The sequence below is a fragment of the Streptomyces sp. AgN23 genome, from assembly GCF_001598115.1.
GTDB lineage: Bacteria > Actinomycetota > Actinomycetes > Streptomycetales > Streptomycetaceae > Streptomyces > Streptomyces antimycoticus.
The window spans coordinates 5155278-5171123 of the sequence record NZ_CP007153.1 but is presented as its reverse complement, the minus strand read 5'-3'; the positions used below and the strand labels follow the sequence as shown (position 1 = coordinate 5171123).

The 15846-nt window shown below is 70.6% G+C and carries 15 protein-coding genes; 9 read left to right on the top strand and 6 right to left on the bottom strand.

The genetic code is table 11. The annotated features are described in order from the left end of the window. Positions 1-189 precede the first annotated feature (189 nt). From AS97_RS22095 to AS97_RS22075, 5 genes are all read left to right on the top strand, one after another. Positions 190-1179: a S8 family serine peptidase gene (locus AS97_RS22095; protein WP_247204459.1), complete on the top strand. Its 990-nt coding sequence runs from the start codon at positions 190-192 to the stop codon at positions 1177-1179. Positions 1180-1197: 18 nt separating this feature from the next. Further along, a complete protein-coding gene (locus AS97_RS22090) occupies positions 1198-2271 on the top strand; it encodes a glycoside hydrolase family 6 protein (RefSeq protein ID WP_210565502.1) in 1074 nt (357 codons plus the stop codon). A 330-nt stretch (positions 2272-2601) separates the two neighbouring features. Beyond that, positions 2602-2949 (top strand): response regulator, encoded by a 348-nt coding sequence (locus AS97_RS22085; RefSeq protein WP_059142433.1) that lies wholly within the window; start codon positions 2602-2604, stop codon positions 2947-2949. After that, a complete protein-coding gene (locus AS97_RS22080; protein WP_059142434.1) occupies positions 2946-4220 on the top strand; it encodes a glycoside hydrolase family 5 protein in 1275 nt (424 codons plus the stop codon). The genes AS97_RS22085 and AS97_RS22080 overlap by 4 nt, the downstream gene beginning before the upstream one ends. 204 nt (positions 4221-4424) lie before the next feature. Next, the gene (locus AS97_RS22075; protein WP_210565501.1) at positions 4425-5168 is read left to right on the top strand and encodes a signal peptidase II; all 744 of its coding nucleotides are present in this window, start codon (positions 4425-4427) and stop codon (positions 5166-5168) included. Positions 5169-5426: 258 nt separating this feature from the next. On the opposite strand, the gene AS97_RS22070 is transcribed toward AS97_RS22075, so the two are convergent. The 5 genes from AS97_RS22070 to AS97_RS22050 form a co-directional block, all read right to left on the bottom strand. Further along, positions 5427-5972 (bottom strand): RNA polymerase sigma factor, encoded by a 546-nt coding sequence (locus AS97_RS22070; RefSeq protein WP_086710048.1) that lies wholly within the window; start codon positions 5970-5972, stop codon positions 5427-5429. A 174-nt stretch (positions 5973-6146) separates the two neighbouring features. Then, positions 6147-6959, bottom strand: coding sequence for a zf-HC2 domain-containing protein (locus tag AS97_RS22065; protein ID WP_059142436.1), 813 nt, complete (start codon positions 6957-6959; stop codon positions 6147-6149). Next, complete coding sequence (locus AS97_RS22060) at positions 6956-7549, bottom strand: sigma-70 family RNA polymerase sigma factor (RefSeq protein WP_059142437.1); 594 nt, start codon at positions 7547-7549, stop codon at positions 6956-6958. Before AS97_RS22060 ends, AS97_RS22065 begins: the two co-directional genes overlap by 4 nt. Positions 7550-7718: 169 nt before the next feature. Further along, the gene (locus AS97_RS22055) at positions 7719-8756 is read right to left on the bottom strand and encodes a rod shape-determining protein (RefSeq protein ID WP_210565500.1); all 1038 of its coding nucleotides are present in this window, start codon (positions 8754-8756) and stop codon (positions 7719-7721) included. Between the two features lie 295 nt (positions 8757-9051). Next, on the bottom strand, positions 9052-10737 hold the full coding sequence (locus tag AS97_RS22050; protein WP_210565499.1) for a bifunctional 3'-5' exonuclease/DNA polymerase: 1686 nt from the start codon (positions 10735-10737) through the stop codon (positions 9052-9054). A 302-nt stretch (positions 10738-11039) separates the two neighbouring features. On the opposite strand from AS97_RS22050, the gene AS97_RS22045 reads away from it, so the two are divergent. Further along, on the top strand, positions 11040-11273 hold the full coding sequence (locus AS97_RS22045) for a DUF397 domain-containing protein (RefSeq protein WP_236669926.1): 234 nt from the start codon (positions 11040-11042) through the stop codon (positions 11271-11273). 62 nt (positions 11274-11335) lie between these two features. Further along, on the top strand, positions 11336-12487 hold the full coding sequence (locus AS97_RS22040; RefSeq protein WP_059142441.1) for a site-2 protease family protein: 1152 nt from the start codon (positions 11336-11338) through the stop codon (positions 12485-12487). Positions 12488-12534: 47 nt separating this feature from the next. Here the strand turns inward: AS97_RS22040 and AS97_RS22035 are convergent, their stop codons facing one another. After that, a complete protein-coding gene (locus tag AS97_RS22035; RefSeq protein ID WP_059142442.1) occupies positions 12535-13026 on the bottom strand; it encodes an ATP-binding protein in 492 nt (163 codons plus the stop codon). Between the two features lie 305 nt (positions 13027-13331). On the opposite strand from AS97_RS22035, the gene AS97_RS22030 reads away from it, so the two are divergent. After that, the gene (locus tag AS97_RS22030) at positions 13332-14195 is read left to right on the top strand and encodes a helix-turn-helix transcriptional regulator (RefSeq protein ID WP_059142443.1); all 864 of its coding nucleotides are present in this window, start codon (positions 13332-13334) and stop codon (positions 14193-14195) included. 90 nt (positions 14196-14285) lie between these two features. Then, positions 14286-15743 (top strand): aldehyde dehydrogenase family protein, encoded by a 1458-nt coding sequence (locus AS97_RS22025; RefSeq protein WP_210565498.1) that lies wholly within the window; start codon positions 14286-14288, stop codon positions 15741-15743. Positions 15744-15846 lie beyond the last annotated feature (103 nt).

The window sequence follows — 15846 nt, the reverse complement described above, 5'->3', positions numbered from 1 at the left end:
ATGTCAGGTCACGTGATGTCACGCCATCCATTCGCCGGCCGGGCCGGAGCGGTCATCGCAGCGATGACGCTCGCACTGGCCACGCCGGCTGCGGCAAGTGATTCCCATTCCGGTGGGCTGCACGATTCCGAATGGGCGCTGACGGCGCTCAATGCGGAACGCGCCTGGAAAATCAGCAAAGGTGCCGGAGTGACCGTGGCGGTCATCGGCACCGGGGTCGACGCGACACATCCGGATCTGCGCGGGCGCGTGGTCCGCGGAAAGGATTTCGCGGGCGGCACCGGCGGCTTCGGCACCCGGGACGGCGGCAAGGCGGCAGAGCAGTCCACTCATGCCGCCGGAATCATCGCCGGCACCGGCCGCAATTACCGCGGCGACGGGGTGTACGGCCTCGCGCCCCAGGCCAAGGTGATGCCGCTCGGCGTGTACCGCGACGGAAAGGCCCTCCCCGACCCCACCGCGAAGGCCATACGCCACGCGGTCGGCCAGGGCGCCCGCGTCATCGATCTGGCCGTCTCCTTCAAGCGTCCGACCCCCGCGCTGCGGTCCGCGGTGAAGTACGCCGTCGCCAAGGACGCCGTGATCGTGGCCGGCGCGGGCGACAACGGCAAGGAGGGCAACAAACCCACCTACCCGGCCGCCCTTCCCGGGGTGGTCGCCGTGGTGGCCACCGACAAGAAGGGCGCCGTCTGGACCTCTTCCCACCACGGTGGGAAGACCCTCCTGGCCGCCCCCGGCGTCTCCATCCTCACCACCTCCGGCAACAGCGACTACTGGACCGGCGACGGCACCGGCTTCGCGGCGCCCTGGGTCGCGGCGGGCGCCGCGCTGCTGCGCTCGGAGCACCCCCGCTGGAACGCCAACCAGGTCGTCCAGAAGCTGATCGACACCGCCGACCGCAAGGGCTCCGCGGGCCATGACCCGCGCTATGGATACGGGGTGATCGCCCCGGCCAAGGCGCTGGCGGACCGGGCCGCGCCGCCGGCCTCCGCCGAGCTCTCCGCCCCCCGCCGCCATCCGGCCGCGACCCAGGCCGCCTCCGCCGACAAGACCGACGGGGATGAATCCGCCCTGGTCACGATAGGGGTGGTGGCCGGAGTCCTGGTGGTGCTCGCGGTGCTGGCGGTGGTGCTCATCAGCCGGCGCAGGCCCCCGTCCGACAACTCCCACAACGGCTGAGGCCGGGCTGGACTCGCCATGATCACGAAACTGTGCGCACGCGTCCGCCGCCCCCGCCCGCCGGCCGGTGGGCGTAAGCCCAGGTGGGCGGGGCGGGGCATCGCCCAGCTGATCGTGATGGTGCTGGTGGTCGAGGTGGTGATGGCGGCGACCACCGTGCAGGCCCTGTTCGTGGGCCCGGTGCGGCAGCCGAACGGCAAGCCCTCACTCCCCGTGGCCAAGCCGTTCTTCCCGGCGACGACCCGCTTCTACACCGACCCCCACAACCCGGCCGCGACCTGGGTGCGGGACCATCCGCACGACCGGCGCGCGTCGGCCATCGCCGAGCGGATCGCCGCCGAGCCCCAGGCCGCCTGGCTCACCGAGACCAATGAGTCCCTGGTCGAGGAGCGGACCCGGTTCCTGGTCCGCACCGCCGCCGCCCAGCGGCGGCTGCCGGTGCTTGTCCTGTACACCATCCCGCAGCGCGACTGCCAGCAGCTGAGCTCCGGCGGTGCCGGGGACACGGCCGCCTACGGGCGCTGGAGCGAGGCCCTCACCCGGGGGATAGGGGACGGGCGCGCCATCGTCATCCTCGAACCGGACGCGCTGGCCCATATGAGCTGTCTCAAGCGGCGGCAGCAGGCGGAGCGGTTCGCGGCGCTGTCGTACGCCGCGCGGGCGCTCCAGCGGGGGGCGCCACGGGCCCGGGTCTACTACGACGCCGGGAACTCCGGATGGCAGCCCGCGCGCACCATGGCCGACCGGCTGCGGCGGGCCGGTATAGAGCGGTACGGGGACGGGATAGCGGTCAACGTCTCCAACTTCAACGCCACCGCCGACGAGGTGCGCTACGGACTCTCCGTGATCAGGGAGCTGCGCCGGCCCCGGCTGGGGGTCGTGGTGGACACCAGCCGCAATGGGGCGGGGCCCACGCGGAAGCACAGCTTCTGCGATCCGCCGGGCCGCAAGCTGGGCAGGCCCCCCACCGCCGCCACCGGCATCCCCGGTATCGACGCCTTCCTGTGGGTCAAGCAGCCGGGGCAGGCGGACGGCTGTGCCGCCGGTCCGGGCATGTTCCTGCCCGGGTACGCGTACCGGCTGACGCGCTGACCCCTTGACCCCTTGACCCCTTGACCGCTTGACCCCTTGATCCTCCGCCCCCTGCCTCGCTGACCTCCTCAAAGGCGCCGGTCACCCCGTGACCGGCGCCTTTCGCATGCCCTGAGCGCCTCATATCGACCCCCCCATATCGGACATAACCCCTATAAAACGGCCGAATTCTCCTACCTCAATTGAGGTAGGCGGAATTCGGTCGTTTGGCGTGCCCGGAATTCCTGCAATTGAGGTACGCAGATTTCAGTCAGCCGTACGGCGATTCGGACCCCGGTCGGTCCCTAATGTCGGTGAGCGAAAGGACAAGCCACGAAGGAGCTCCCATCGATGCACAGAGTTCTCGTCGTGGAGCACCACCCACTGGTGTTGAGTGCTCTCGCCGATCTCGTTGTCGAGGAGCCCGGACTGGAGCTATCCGGAATTGCGGGGTCGGCCCGAGAAGCAATTTCTCTGGCCAATCACATGCAGCCGGATGTGGTGCTGATCGACGTGGATGAGCCCAGCTGGCAAACGCAGCGGCTGGTCCGCCTGATCGGCGAACTCCTACCGTCCGCGCGGATTGTCCGGCTGACCGCAGTCTCCGACCCGCAGATGGAATGTCTGGAATCTCCGACGAACAACCCCAGCATCCTCAAGACCGCAGTACCCGAATTCCTCAGGAGCATCACCGAATGAATTCCCCCATGGACCAGAACAACGCCCCGACCACCGAGACCAAGCGCGCGCCGCGCTCGCAGCGTCTCCGCTTCGGTATCGCCGCGGCCGTCGTCGCTGCTGCTGCCGTGGGTGGCACTGTCACCGCTTTCGCGGTGAACAACACCGATGGCCAGTCGGCCACCACCACCTCCGCCGCCGGGGCCAAGGCCACCGGTGCGGGCGCCGAGGGCCCGCTGTCCACGAAGAAGAGCGAGATCGTGGACGCCAACGGCAAGAAGGTCGTCCTGACCGGTGTGAACTGGTTCGGTTTCGAGACCGGCACCTACGCGCCGCACGGCCTGTGGACCCGTAACTGGGAGTCCATGCTGGACCAGATGGCCAAGCAGGGCTTCAACACGATGCGTCTGCCGTACTCGAACGAGATGTTCAAGTCGTCGGCCAAGCCCAACGGCATCGACTGGCACAAGAACCCCGATCTGAAGGGCCTCACCCCCCAGCAGATCATGGACAAGATCGTGAAGGGTGCCACCGACCGCGGCATCCGCGTGATCCTGGACCAGCACCGTCCGGACCAGTACGGCCAGAGTGAGCTGTGGTACTCCCAGAGCCTCACCGAGAAGCAGTGGCTGGACGACTGGGTCAAGCTGGCCAAGCGCTACAAGAACAACGACCGGGTGATCGGCGCCGACCTCCACAATGAGCCGCGTGGCCAGGCCACGTGGGGCGACGGCAACCCGAAGACGGACTGGCAGCTCGCGGCCACCAAGGCCGGTAACGCCATCCACAAGGTCAACAAGGACTGGCTGATCTTCGTCGAGGGTACGGACCGCCACAAGAACGAGCAGTTCTGGTGGGGCGGTGACCTCCAGGGTGTGAAGAAGCACCCGGTGAAGCTCAAGGAGCCGAACAAGGTCGTCTACTCGGCCCACGACTACGGTCCGGGCGTCTACAACCAGAACTGGTTCATGGCGAAGGACTTCCCGAAGAACATGCCGGCCATCTGGGAAAAGCACTGGGCGTACATCAAGAAGCAGAACATCGCCCCGCTGCTGATGGGTGAGTTCGGTGGTAAGAAGACCGCCGGTAAGAGCTCCGAGGCCGTGTGGCAGAACACCCTGATGGACTACCTCAAGAAGCACCAGATCAGCTACACCTACTGGACCTGGAACCCGGACTCGGGTGACACCGGCGGTGTGCTGAAGAACGACTGGAAGACCATCGACCAGAACAAGATGAAGATGCTGTCCAAGTACCAGACGCCTCTGCTGGAGGCGAAGAAGGGGAAGTAATCGTCGGAGTGACCCCTTCGGTACAGCCCCGATGACCACCTGGAGGTCATGGGCAGTGGGCAGCAGCGAGGGCCCGCAGGCAGCCGCCTGCGGGCCCTCGTCTTTTTCCCCGGCCGGAAGGGAAGCGGGGCGGACCCCCGGCGGGTTTCCCTCCCGGGCCGCGGACCGCGCCCGCGGACCGGCCCCCACCCCCCAGGGAGGCCGATGATGAAGCCCCATCCGGCGACCGGCCGGCTGTTCTTCCCCCTGGTCGCGCTCGTCGTGATCGTGGCCGATCAGCTCAGCAAGGCGATGGCGCTGGCCGCCTGGAGCGGCACCGCCGGGCCACAGGCCCGGTTCGGCCCGTTCTGCGCGCTGCTGGTCCGCAACACCGGGGTCGCCTTCGGCCTGGGCCACAGCCGGCCCGCGCTGATCGTCGTGATCACGCTCGCGGGCGCGGTGGCCACGCTGGGTGCCGCCGGCGCGGGGCTGCGGGTCCGCGGCCGGGGCGCGGCGCTGGGGCTGGGGCTGATCGCCGGGGGAGCGATGGGGAACGGCGCCGACCGGATGATCCGGTCGCCGGGCCCGCTGCGCGGTGCCGTCATCGACTGGCTCACGCTGGACGCCCGTGGGCCGGTGTTCAACCTCGCCGATGTGGCCCTGATCACCGGGACCCTGCTCACCGCGGCCCTGCTGCTGCGCAGAACCTCGCGCGAACGGGCCGTCGCGCTGCCCGGCGGAGGTGCGGGGCCCGACCCGGTCGTCAGCCTCCGGCCTTGTGCACCGCGCCCTGATCCGCGTCCCGATCCGACCCCGGCACGCTCCCCGGGACCGTCTCCGGCTCCGGCTCGGCCTCCGTCGGCACCGCCCCGGGCACCGTCTCCGTCCCCGGGACCGGCTCCGTCGGCGCCGCCTCCGTCCCCGGCTCCCGGCTCTCCCGCTCGGCGAGGGACTCCGCGAAATCCCTGAGCCGGTCCAGCACCGCCTCGTCGGTCACCGCGCGGGCGGCCAGCGCCTCGCTGATGCGCTGGTAGACGGCGAGCTCCCGGGCGCAGCGGTGGCACTCGGCCACATGGGTCCGCACCCGGGCCGCGGCCGGCGCCTCCAGCTGCCCGTCCAGATACGACTGGAGCATCGGCGCGCCCAGGGGACACCGCGCGCCCTGGAGCTCTGCGGCGGTCTGCGTGGTTCGAGTGGTGCGTGGGGTCCGCCACCATGTCCATCTGCTCATGCGCCACCTCGCTCCGATTCCACTCCCGCGTCCAGCAGCTGGTTCCGGATCCGCTTGCGCGCCCGGTGCAGCCTGCTCATCACCGTCCCCTTGGGGACGTCCAGCACCTGTGCGGCCTCCGCGTACGACAGTCCGTCCACATGCACCAGCCGCACCACCTGCTGGTCCCGCAGCGGAAGCGCCGTGAACGCGGCGTCCACGGCCTCGTCGAACGTCGTGTCGACCACCAGTTCCTCCGGTGTCGCGCCCCGGGCCGGGACCAGCCGCTCCAGCTCCGTATCCGGATCGTCGAGCAGCCGGGGCCGGCGCTGGCGGCGCCGGCTGACCTCCGCATGCCGCATGATCGTCAGCAGCCAGGCCCGTGGATGTCTCCCGTCAAAACGGCCGACTGCCCGGTACGCCCGTAGTAACGTGTCCTGCACGAGATCCTCGGCGTCGGCTCGCTGGGTGGTCAGTGACATGGCCACGCGCAGCAGCACCTCGACCTCGGGCAGCACATACTGAGCGAACATGCGCTGCTGATGGGCGTCCGGGTCAGCCACGGGGTGCCTCCTCGGATCCGGACCCCCCGGGACGCGAAGCACGACATATCACACTCTGTGTAACATCTCGCTCACCGCGCCGCACGGGATGATCCGCGATCCGAGTGGTGGATCAGACGTTCCGGCAGACCGGACGTTCAAGCAGGATCAGACGTCGACGTAGCTCAGACGTTCTCAGACGTTCAGGGAGACCAGGCGCTTTCCCTCGGCCGTACGGACCTCGAAGCGTTCGATGTCGGCACGCTTCATGCCCGCGCCGCCGTGGGCCCACAGCGGCTCTCTCGCCTCCGCCCGGGGGCTGTCCTCGATCCCGTACCCCCATGGGGGCACGGACCAGGTCGTCATCGTCTGCTCGTGGCCGTCCTTGGAGATCGCGATCAGGCTGCAGTCCAGGGGGCCCTTGAGGTTCTTCAGCCGCAGCACGGCGTCGGTGCCCCACATCTTGTCCTGCAGCGCGACCGCCGCGTTCACCTTGGTGTCCGGGTCGGTGCCCCGCACCTTGTCGGGCATTCCGGCGAAGAGGGCGCTCTCGTTGGGGGCGGCGGTCACGGAGCTGTCCGAGCCGCCGGAGGTGACCGCGACGGTGCCGACCGGACCGCCGACGATCAGGACGGCCGCCGCCGCGACCAGGTACAGCCCGCGCCGCCGCCGCTTGGCGCGGGATACGGCCACCTCGCCGACCATGCGCTGGAGCAGCGCCGGACCGGGGCGCGCGGTGAGGGTCTCGATGGCGTTGGGAGTGGAGCTGAAGGCATGTGGCGTGTGGCCCGTGAGCTGGGTCCGTCCGGGGCTGCCGTGGATCCCGGGGATGTCGGCCGCCAGATCGGCCAGCAGGGGTTCCAGTCCGGTCAGCTCGTCGAGCTGCCGTCCGCACTGGTCGCAGCCGGCCAGATGCTCCTCGAAGTAGGTGGCCTCCGCCTCGTCGAGCACGCCGAGCACATACGCGCCAACGGCGTCATGTCCCGAGTGGTGCGTCTGCGCTGTCATGCCGTTACTCCTCTCTCCTCGAGCGCGAGCTTCATGGAGCGCAGCGCGTAGAAGACCCGGGACCGTACCGTCCCGCTGGGTATGCCGAGGGTCTGGGCCGCCTCGTTGACGGTCCGGCCCTTGAAGTAGGTCTCGACCAGCACCTCGCGATGGGCGTCGCTGAGGTCCTGCATCGCGTCGGTCAGGGTCATGAGCCGCAGTGCACGGTCGATCTCGTCCTCCGCGGGCATGAGTTCCAACGGGGAGGGGTCGACCTCCTGCGGCCGGGCCTGCCGGCTGCGGTGTCCGTCGATCACGATCCGCCGGGCGACCGTGACCAGCCAGGGCCGGATGGAGCCGGTGGCCCGGGACAGCTGGTCGGCGTTCCGCCAGGCGCGCACCAGGGTTTCCTGGACGACGTCCTCGGCGCGGTGACGGTCGCCCGCGACCAGCCGCAGGACGAACGCGAGCAACGGCCCGGCGTGCTCCTGGTAGAGCGCGCGCATGAGGTGCTCGTCCGGCGTACCACGCCGGGATCTTGACGGACGCTCATCGGCCACGGCGGCGTCGTCGTGCACCTGAACCTCCAGGACCTGACCTGAGTTGGACATCTACGGACGCTCCCGGTCTGAGCCCCGGGGGGGATCGGCGGCCATGTCGGCCTCTTCCCCCTTCACTACGCATGGGGGGAGGCAGCCGCTCAACACGTCGCGAAGAAATTCCGATCAGGGGGCAGGGGGCCCGGCGGGCCAGGGGGCGGTCAGGGCGCGGGCGGGGCGGTCAGGAGACCATCGCGTTCAGCAGCAGGGGCTGCACCTTGCCGTCGAGCATCGCGCCGAGCCCCTCGACCGCGCAGACGTCGGGGTGGTCGGCGATGCTCAGCGGCATCCCGGTGGCCTCCCGCAGCATCGTGTCGAACCCGGGCAGCACCGCGCTCCCGCCGGCCAGCATGATGCCGCGGTCGGCGAGATCGGCCACCAGATCGGGCGGACAGCGGCGCAGCACCGTGCCGATGGCGTCCAGCACTCCGGTGAGCGGGGTGCGGATGGCGTTCCGTACGCTCCCGACATCGATCCGTACGGTCCGGGCGAGCCCCGTGGCCACGTCCCGGCCGTGCACCTCGGCGCTGGGCACGGCGGGTGCGCCGTCCGCGCTGTTCTTGAGCAGCAGATGCAGCGGGCGGACGGCCTGGCTGGGCAGCATCAGCGCGTGCTCGTTGCGCAGATACTGGACGACCGCGTGGTCCACGGTCTCCCCGCCCACCGGCACCCGCTCGGCGGCCACGATCGAGCCCAGCGACAGGACCGCGACCTGGGTGGTGGCCGCGCCGCACACCACGATCATCGTCGCCTCGGGCCGTTCCACCGGCAGACCGCAGCCCACCGCGGCGGCGATCAGGGTGTCCACCAGCTCGACCCGCTTGGCGCCGATCCCGGCGAGCGTCTCCACGGCGGCGCGCTGGGCGAGCGGGTCGGCGTCGTGCTGCACGCAGACGGCGGCGCTCACCAGCGGGCGGCGCCGCCAGGCGCGCCGCAGCTTGTTGCCCAGCAGCAGCCGCAGCATCCGCTGGGCCATGTCGATGTCGACGACGGTGCCGCCCGAGACCGGCCGTACGACGCGGATGTGCTCGGGCGTCCGCCCGGTCATCCGCTCGGCCAGTGCGCCGACCGCGATCAGCCCGCCGGTGTGGGTGTTCACGGCGGCGACGGTCGGCTCGTCGACGATGAGCCCGGTACGCCTGAGGTAGACACGCGTTCTGGCCGCGCCGAGGTCGACGGCGATGGAGCAGCGGCGCAGTGCCTCGAGGCTGATGGTCATGGCAGGTCTCCCCTGTGGGCGGCGTGGCGGGCCGCCGCCCGGCGGCCCTCCGCTCTCATCGTGTGGGGACGATCAGGGCCGCTGCCTGCGGGGCTGAGCCGGTCGGGGGAGCGACTGCCCCCTGGGCCCGGTGCGGTGGAGCATCGCGGGCCCGCGACGCCTGGCACAGCGCGCCGACCGGTTACGGCTGGACCGCTGGGGCTGCCCCCTGCACCGGATGCCGGATGCCGGATGCCCCGGGCGTCAGCCGCCGCTGTCGCGGCCGCGAAGATCCACAGGACCGGACCCGGGCCGCCTACTTCGCGTCCGCGTAGCACTCCACCGCGGCCATGGTGAGGGGAAACCGCACCGGTGTCGGTCCGAAGGCGATCCGCCCGGCCGTCTCGCCCGCCTCGGTGATCGCCTCCCGGACCGCGTCGGCCTCCTCCCGGGGGCAGTGCACGATCACCTCGTCGTGCTGGAAGAAGACGATCTCCGCGCGCAGCCCCGCCCCGCTCAGCGACCGCCGCAGCGCGGCGAGCATCAGCAGGGCCCAGTCGGCGGCGCTGCCCTGCACCACGAAGTTCCGGGTGAACCGGCCCCGCGCGCGGGCGCTCGCCGTGCTGCCGTACGACGGCTCCTCCTGCTCCCGCGGCAGCCCCGCCTCGTCGGCCGGCTCCTCGGCGCCGCCCACGGGCGGGCAGGTGCGGCCGAGCCAGGTGCGCACCAGCCGGCCCTCCTCGCCCGCGCGGGCCGCGTCGTCCACATACGCCACCGCCGCCGGGAAGCGCCGCCGCAGGGCGGCGAGATGCTTCAGGCCGTCGCCGGAGGTCTGGCCGTACACCGCGCCCAGCAGCGCCAGCTTGGCCAGCTCGCGGTGGCCGGAGAAGGCGCGGTCGGACAGCGTCGCGTACAGATCCCGGCCGCTGCCCGCGACCTCCATCAGCCCGGGGTCGCGGGAGATCGCGGCGAGCACCCGGGGCTCCATCTGGTCGGCGTCGGCCACCACCAGCCGCCACCCCGGGTCGGCCACCACCGCGCGCCGCACCACCTTGGGGATCTGCAGCGCCCCGCCGCCGTTCGTCGTCCAGCGGCCGGAGACGGTGCCGCCGGGCAGGTACTCCGGGCGGAAGCGGCCCTCGCGCACCCAGGACTGGAGCCAGGCCCAGCCGTGGGCGGTGTGCAGCCGGTAGAGCTTCTTGTAGCGCAGCAGTGGCTCCACGGCGGGGTGATCGATCCGCTCGAGCTCCCAGGCGCGGGTCGAGCCGAGCGCGATGCCCGCGCGGGCGAACGCCTTGACGACCTCGGCGGGCAGATCGGGCCGGACCCGGGTGCCGAAGGCACGCGAGACCTCGTCGGCCAGCTCGACCAGGCGCTGCGGCTCCAGACCGCCCGGATAGCGCTCGCCGAGCAGCTCGTCCAGCAGCTCCCGATGGCGGTCGGCGCTCCAGGGCACCCCGGCCCGCCGCATCTCGGCGGCGATCAGCATCCCCGCGGACTCGGCGGTGGTCAGCAGCCGCATCCGGTCCGGGTGCTCGGCCGCCTCCGTACGGACCAGCTGCTCCGCGTACACCGCCAGCAGCGCCTCCAGCGGGTCGGCGCCCGGCGGCAGTGGCGGCGGACCGGGCTCGAACAGCGACGGCTGGCCTCCGGCCGCCCGGGGCGGCGGATCCTCGGGGACGGGCAGCCCGCGCAGCCGGGCCCAGGCGGCGGCGAGCGAACGCGGTGCGCCTGAGCGCCCCTCATGGCCGAGGAGCAGCGCCTCGGCCGCCTCGATGTCATAGGCGCGCTCGACCCGGACCCCGGCGGCCAGCAGCCGCGGATAGACCTCGGCGGTGGACCGCCAGACCCATCGGTCGGCCTCGGGGCGGGATCGCACGGCCTCGGCGATCCCGCCCTGGGCCGCCGTGACCTCCACTACCGGTCCGGCGGCCTTTCCCTGGGGGTCGAGCGGGCAGAGACGAACACCCCCGTCGTCCGTCTCCGCCGCCGCCCACCTCATGCCCGTGAGTCTCGCAGGGGGGTATGACAACGCCCCGCAACGAGGTCCGCTCAACCTGGAGGGGGGCTCGGACGTCATACATGCGACTGCTCTTCTTCACTCCGGGCAGGAGATGCCGGGTGCTGGGTGATCATGCAGATACGCATGGTGCACGTGCATCTGTCTGTGCATCTACCTGTGCATACGCAGCTGCATTTGCCCATGCGTTTGCAAAGGAACGCCGCTATGATCCGAGACAGTTGACAGCTGCACGCATGCACGAACAGTGGAGAAGCCCTGTGCGCGACCACCCCTACAACGGCATGGCGGCCGCGGACCTCCAGGGGGTCGTCTGGCAGAAGAGCAGACACAGCAACTCCCAGGGTTCCTGTGTCGAGTTCGCCAAACTGCCCGGTGGGAACGTGGCCGTCCGCAACTCCCGGTTCCCCGACGGACCGGCGCTGATCTACACCCCGGCCGAGGTGGAGGCGATGCTGCTCGGCGCCAAGGACGGCGAGTTCGACCACCTTGCGCGCGATCCTGCCGGTATGGGCTGATCGCCGCGGACGCGCGACACTGGTAGTGGCGAGCGGGGGCACCCGACTGATGTGAGACGGCGATGAGCGGCTCGGTCCGGGTCGGACGCATACTCGGGGTTCCACTGCGGATGCACTGGAGCGTCCCGGTGCTGATCGTCCTGCTCGCTTACGGGCTGGGGCACGAGACGCTGCCCGCGTGGACCCCCGGCCGTACCGGCGCCGTCTACGCCCTCGCCAGCGTCGTCGGCGCTGCGCTGTTGATGGGCAGCCTGCTGCTCCACGAGGCCGCGCACGCGGTCGCCGCCCGCCGTAAGGGCGTCTCGGTGGAGGACGTGACGCTCTGGGCGCTAGGCGGCATGACCAAGATGGGACGGCCCCGCACCGCCGGGGTCGCATTCTGGGTGGCCGTCATCGGACCGCTCACCAGCCTGGTCATCGGCGGTGTCGCCCTCGGCGTGGGGATCGGGGTGCATGCGCTCACCGGATGGGGGGTGCCGACCGCCGTGCTGATCTGGCTGGGCTGGGCCAATCTGCTGCTGGGCGTCTTCAATCTGCTGCCCGCCTCGCCGCTGGACGGCGGCCGGGTGGTGCAGGCCGCGATCTGGTGGCGCACCGGGGACCGGGAGCGCGCCGACCGGGCGGCGGGGCGCAGCGGCCAGATCCTCGGGATGGCGCTCATCGCTCTCGGCTGGATCTCCTTCCTGCGCGGGAACACCGGCGGGCTGTGGCTCTCGCTCATCGGCCTCTTCATGGTGATCATCGCCAACGCGGAGCGGCAGCGGGCCGGAGTCAACACGGCGCTGCGCGGAGTGCGGGTGGCGGACGCGATGTCGGCGCCGGTCGCCGCCGGGGCCGACTGGCTGACCGTGGGACGGTTCATCGACGACGTGGCGGCCCACTCCCGGCATTCGGTGATGCCGGTGCTGGACTTCGAGGGACAGCTCAGCGGGGCCGTCCACCTGCGCGCGCTCGCGGCGGTGCCGACCGAGGCGCGGGAGACCCAGCGGGTGCGCGATGTGGCGACGCCGCTGTCGCGGTGCACCGTGGCCGAGCCCGGTGAGCTGCTGAGCGAGGTGCTGGAGCGGGCGCGTCCGGGGGGCGGCGGTATGCCGGTGCTGGTGGTGGACCACGGGCAGCTGGAGGGAATCATCACGATGCACGATGTGAACCGGCTCTTCCAGTTGTACGGCCTGGGCATTACCACGGCCCCGCCGGAGTCCACCCGCCCGTGACCGCCGCTGCGGAGGGGCGCGTCGCGCTCAGGCGTGGGGGAGGCGGCTCACGCCGGGGGGAGATGGAAGACGGCCCAGACGATCTTTCCGTGCGGGGTGCCCGGCAGCGGCTGCCAGCCCCAGCCGTCCGTGAAGGACTCCACGAGATGGAGCCCGCGCCCGGATTCCTCGCCGCAGCCCGCCTGACCGGCCACCGGGCCCACCTCGCTGGGGTCGCGTACGGCGCACACCAGCCGTGAGGGGCCGCGCATCAGATGGAGCCGCACCGGCCGCTCGGGCTCACCGGCCGTCGCCGCGGTGCCGGGCAGGGCGTGCCGGAGCGCGTTGGTGACCAGTTCGGAGACGACGAGCGCCACTTCGTCGAGGAGTTCGGGGATGTTCCACTGCCGCAGGATGGAGCCGGTGAACTGCCGGGCCCCCTTGACCGCCTCGAAGCGGGCGGGAAGGGCGCAGGAGGCGGATCCGGAGACGGCGGAGGGATCGATCGCGGTAAGCCCTTGCCACAAGGGTTCCAGCAGGGCCGAACCTTCGCTCCCCATGCGAGCACTCCTGCATCCGTGGCCGTGACGAACTCTGGCCAGATTTCGTACCAGCTAGCACGCGCGCACAGCCTATGGTTCCGAATGCGCACGTCAGATGCAAGGGCAAATGCACGTGCACGCAGATCGGTTGGTCCGGTCCGATCGGTTTTAGCCGGATATCTGACTCCGTACACTGACGTACAACCTCGGGCTGAGTAACGACGCGCCTACGGCGCGGAGCCCGAACAGTGGCAGACTTCACCCCCAGAGGCTGCGGGGGCGCCGTTCGCAAGGATGCTTTCCGTACAGGGAGGATCGCGGAAATGGCCGCAGGCGAGTCGAGTGGATCGGTGGTGCGCCGTATCCTCCTGGGCTCTCAGCTCAGACGGTTGCGCGAGGCCCGTGGCATCACCCGCGAGGCGGCGGGCTATTCGATCCGGGCCTCCGAATCCAAGATCAGCCGCATGGAGTTGGGCCGGGTGAGCTTCAAGGCGCGGGACATCGAGGATCTGCTCACGCTGTACGGAGTCACCGACGACGCGGAGCGCGCGGCACTGCTCGGGCTCGTCCGCGAGGCCAATGTCGCCGGGTGGTGGCACAGTTACGGCGATGTGCTGCCCGGCTGGTTCCAGACCTATGTCGGCCTGGAGGGCGCCGCCTCCCATATCGGCTGCTACGAGGTCCAGTTCGTGCACGGTCTGCTGCAGACCGAGGGCTACGCCCATGCCGTGGTCACCCGCGGCCAGCCCCAGGCGTGCGCCGAGGAGGTCGAGCGGCGGGTGGCGCTGCGCCTCGAGCGGCAGAAGCTGCTGGTCTCCGAGCGCGCCCCGGCGGTCCATGTGGTGCTGGACGAGGCCGCGCTGCACCGCCCCTACGGCGGGCGCGGCGTGATGTCCGCCCAGCTGCGCCATCTGATCGCGGTCTCCGAGCATCGGCAGGTGACGCTCCAGGTGATGCCGTTCGCCTTCGGTGGGCACGCGGGGGAGAGCGGGGCGTTCACCCGGCTGCGCTTCCCGGAGTCCGACCTTCCCGACATCGTCTATCTGGAGCAGCTCACCAGCGCGCTCTATCTGGACAAGCGCGATGAGGTCTCCCAGTACGAGCGGGTGCTGGAGCGGCTCAGTGCGGACAGCCTGTCCCCGGAGAAGAGCCGGGATTTGCTCCGAGGGCTCCTTCACGATGCCTGACTCGTCAGTAGGATGACGTTCTGTCAGGAATACCCCCCACCCGTGCGCGGCTGTCGGTGCGCGGCACCGCGTCCTGCAGATAGGGATGGCATGTCCTACTTCTCCGAGTTGGCCCTTCAGTTCATCGATGGCGAGTGGCGCGGCGGAAGCGGTTCCTGGGACATCGTCGACTTCAACCCCTACAACGGGGAGAAGCTGGCCTCCATCACCGTGGCGACCGTCGAGGAGGTGGACCTGGCCTACCGGGTGGCCGAGCGGGCGCAGCCGGAGTGGGGCGCCACCAACCCCTACGCCCGGCGGGCGATCTTCGAGCGGGCGCTGCGGATCATCGAGGACCGCGAGAAGGAGCTCACCGAGACGATCATCGCGGAGTGCGGCGGCACCCATGTGAAGGCGGGCTTCGAGCTGCATCTCGCCAAGGAGTTCCTGCGGGAGGCGGTCCATCTGGCGCTGCGGCCCGAGGGCCGCATCCTGCCGTCGCCGGTCGACGGCAAGGAGAACCGCCTCTACCGGCTGCCGGTGGGCGTGGTCGGCGTCATCAGCCCCTTCAACTTCCCCTTCCTGCTGTCGCTGAAGTCGGTCGCCCCCGCGCTGGCGCTCGGCAACGCCGTCGTCCTCAAGCCGCACCAGAACACCCCGGTCTGCGGCGGTGGCCTGGTCGCCAAGATCTTCGAGGAGGCCGGGCTGCCCGCCGGGCTGCTCAATGTCGTGGTCACCGACATAGCGGAGATAGGCGACGCGTTGATCGAGCACCCCATACCGAAGGTGATCTCCTTCACCGGTTCCGACAAGGTCGGCCGGCATGTCGCCACCGTGGCCGCCTCCCACTTCAAGCGCACGGTCCTGGAGCTGGGCGGCAACAGCGCGCTGGTCGTGCTGGACGACGCCGACCTGGACTACGCGGTGGACGCGGCCGTCTTCAGCCGCTTCGTCCACCAGGGGCAGGTCTGCATGGCGGCCAACCGGGTGCTGGTGGACCGGGCGGTGGAGCGGGAGTTCACCGAGAAGTTCGTGGCCAAGGTGGAGACGCTGAAGGTGGGCGACCCGGGCGATCCCACCACCCACATCGGTCCGCTGATCAACGAGGGCCAGGCCGAGGCGATGGCCTCGCTCGTCGAGCAGACGATCGCCGAGGGTGCCACCGCGCTGGTGCGGGGGCGCACCGAGGGCACCCTGATGGGGCCGACCGTGCTCAGCGGGGTCCCGGAGGGCGCGGCGATCCTCGGGCAGGAGATCTTCGGCCCGGTGGTGACGCTGATTCCGTTCGACGGCGAAGAGGAGGCCGTCCGGATCGCCAACGACACCGACTACGGGCTCAGCGGCGCCGTGCACACCGGCGACATCGAGCGCGGGGTGCGGTTCGCCCAGCGAATCCACACCGGCATGATCCATGTGAACGACAGCACGGTTCACGACGAGCCGATCGTGCCGTTCGGCGGGGAGAAGCACTCCGGCCTCGGCCGGCTCAACGGGGAGTCGATGATCGAGGACTTCACCACCACCAAGTGGATCTCCATCCAGCACGGCCGGAGCCAGTTCCCGTTCTGAGCCGGCACGGAATCGCGCGCCGACACGCGGACAGAAGCTGACCGCAAGCCTTCCTAACGTGGGGTTCATCGAAGGGCGCCGGACCCGGGCGCCCTCCAGATGA

Bases quoted from the DNA above. Each gene is read 5' to 3' on its own strand.
- AS97_RS22090 (WP_210565502.1), top strand. From the start codon at position 1,198: ATGATCACGAAACTGTGCGCACGCGTCCGCCGCCCCCGCCCGCCGGCC.
- AS97_RS22085 (WP_059142433.1), top strand. From the start codon at position 2,602: ATGCACAGAGTTCTCGTCGTGGAGCACCACCCACTGGTGTTGAGTGCT.
- AS97_RS22080 (WP_059142434.1), top strand. From the start codon at position 2,946: ATGAATTCCCCCATGGACCAGAACAACGCCCCGACCACCGAGACCAAG.
- AS97_RS22075 (WP_210565501.1), top strand. From the start codon at position 4,425: ATGATGAAGCCCCATCCGGCGACCGGCCGGCTGTTCTTCCCCCTGGTC.
- AS97_RS22065 (WP_059142436.1), bottom strand. From the start codon at position 6,959: ATGACAGCGCAGACGCACCACTCGGGACATGACGCCGTTGGCGCGTAT.
- AS97_RS22060 (WP_059142437.1), bottom strand. From the start codon at position 7,549: ATGTCCAACTCAGGTCAGGTCCTGGAGGTTCAGGTGCACGACGACGCC.
- AS97_RS22055 (WP_210565500.1), bottom strand. From the start codon at position 8,756: ATGACCATCAGCCTCGAGGCACTGCGCCGCTGCTCCATCGCCGTCGAC.
- AS97_RS22050 (WP_210565499.1), bottom strand. From the start codon at position 10,737: ATGAGGTGGGCGGCGGCGGAGACGGACGACGGGGGTGTTCGTCTCTGC.
- AS97_RS22045 (WP_236669926.1), top strand. From the start codon at position 11,040: ATGGCGGCCGCGGACCTCCAGGGGGTCGTCTGGCAGAAGAGCAGACAC.
- AS97_RS22040 (WP_059142441.1), top strand. From the start codon at position 11,336: ATGAGCGGCTCGGTCCGGGTCGGACGCATACTCGGGGTTCCACTGCGG.
- AS97_RS22035 (WP_059142442.1), bottom strand. From the start codon at position 13,026: ATGGGGAGCGAAGGTTCGGCCCTGCTGGAACCCTTGTGGCAAGGGCTT.
- AS97_RS22030 (WP_059142443.1), top strand. From the start codon at position 13,332: ATGGCCGCAGGCGAGTCGAGTGGATCGGTGGTGCGCCGTATCCTCCTG.
- AS97_RS22025 (WP_210565498.1), top strand. From the start codon at position 14,286: ATGTCCTACTTCTCCGAGTTGGCCCTTCAGTTCATCGATGGCGAGTGG.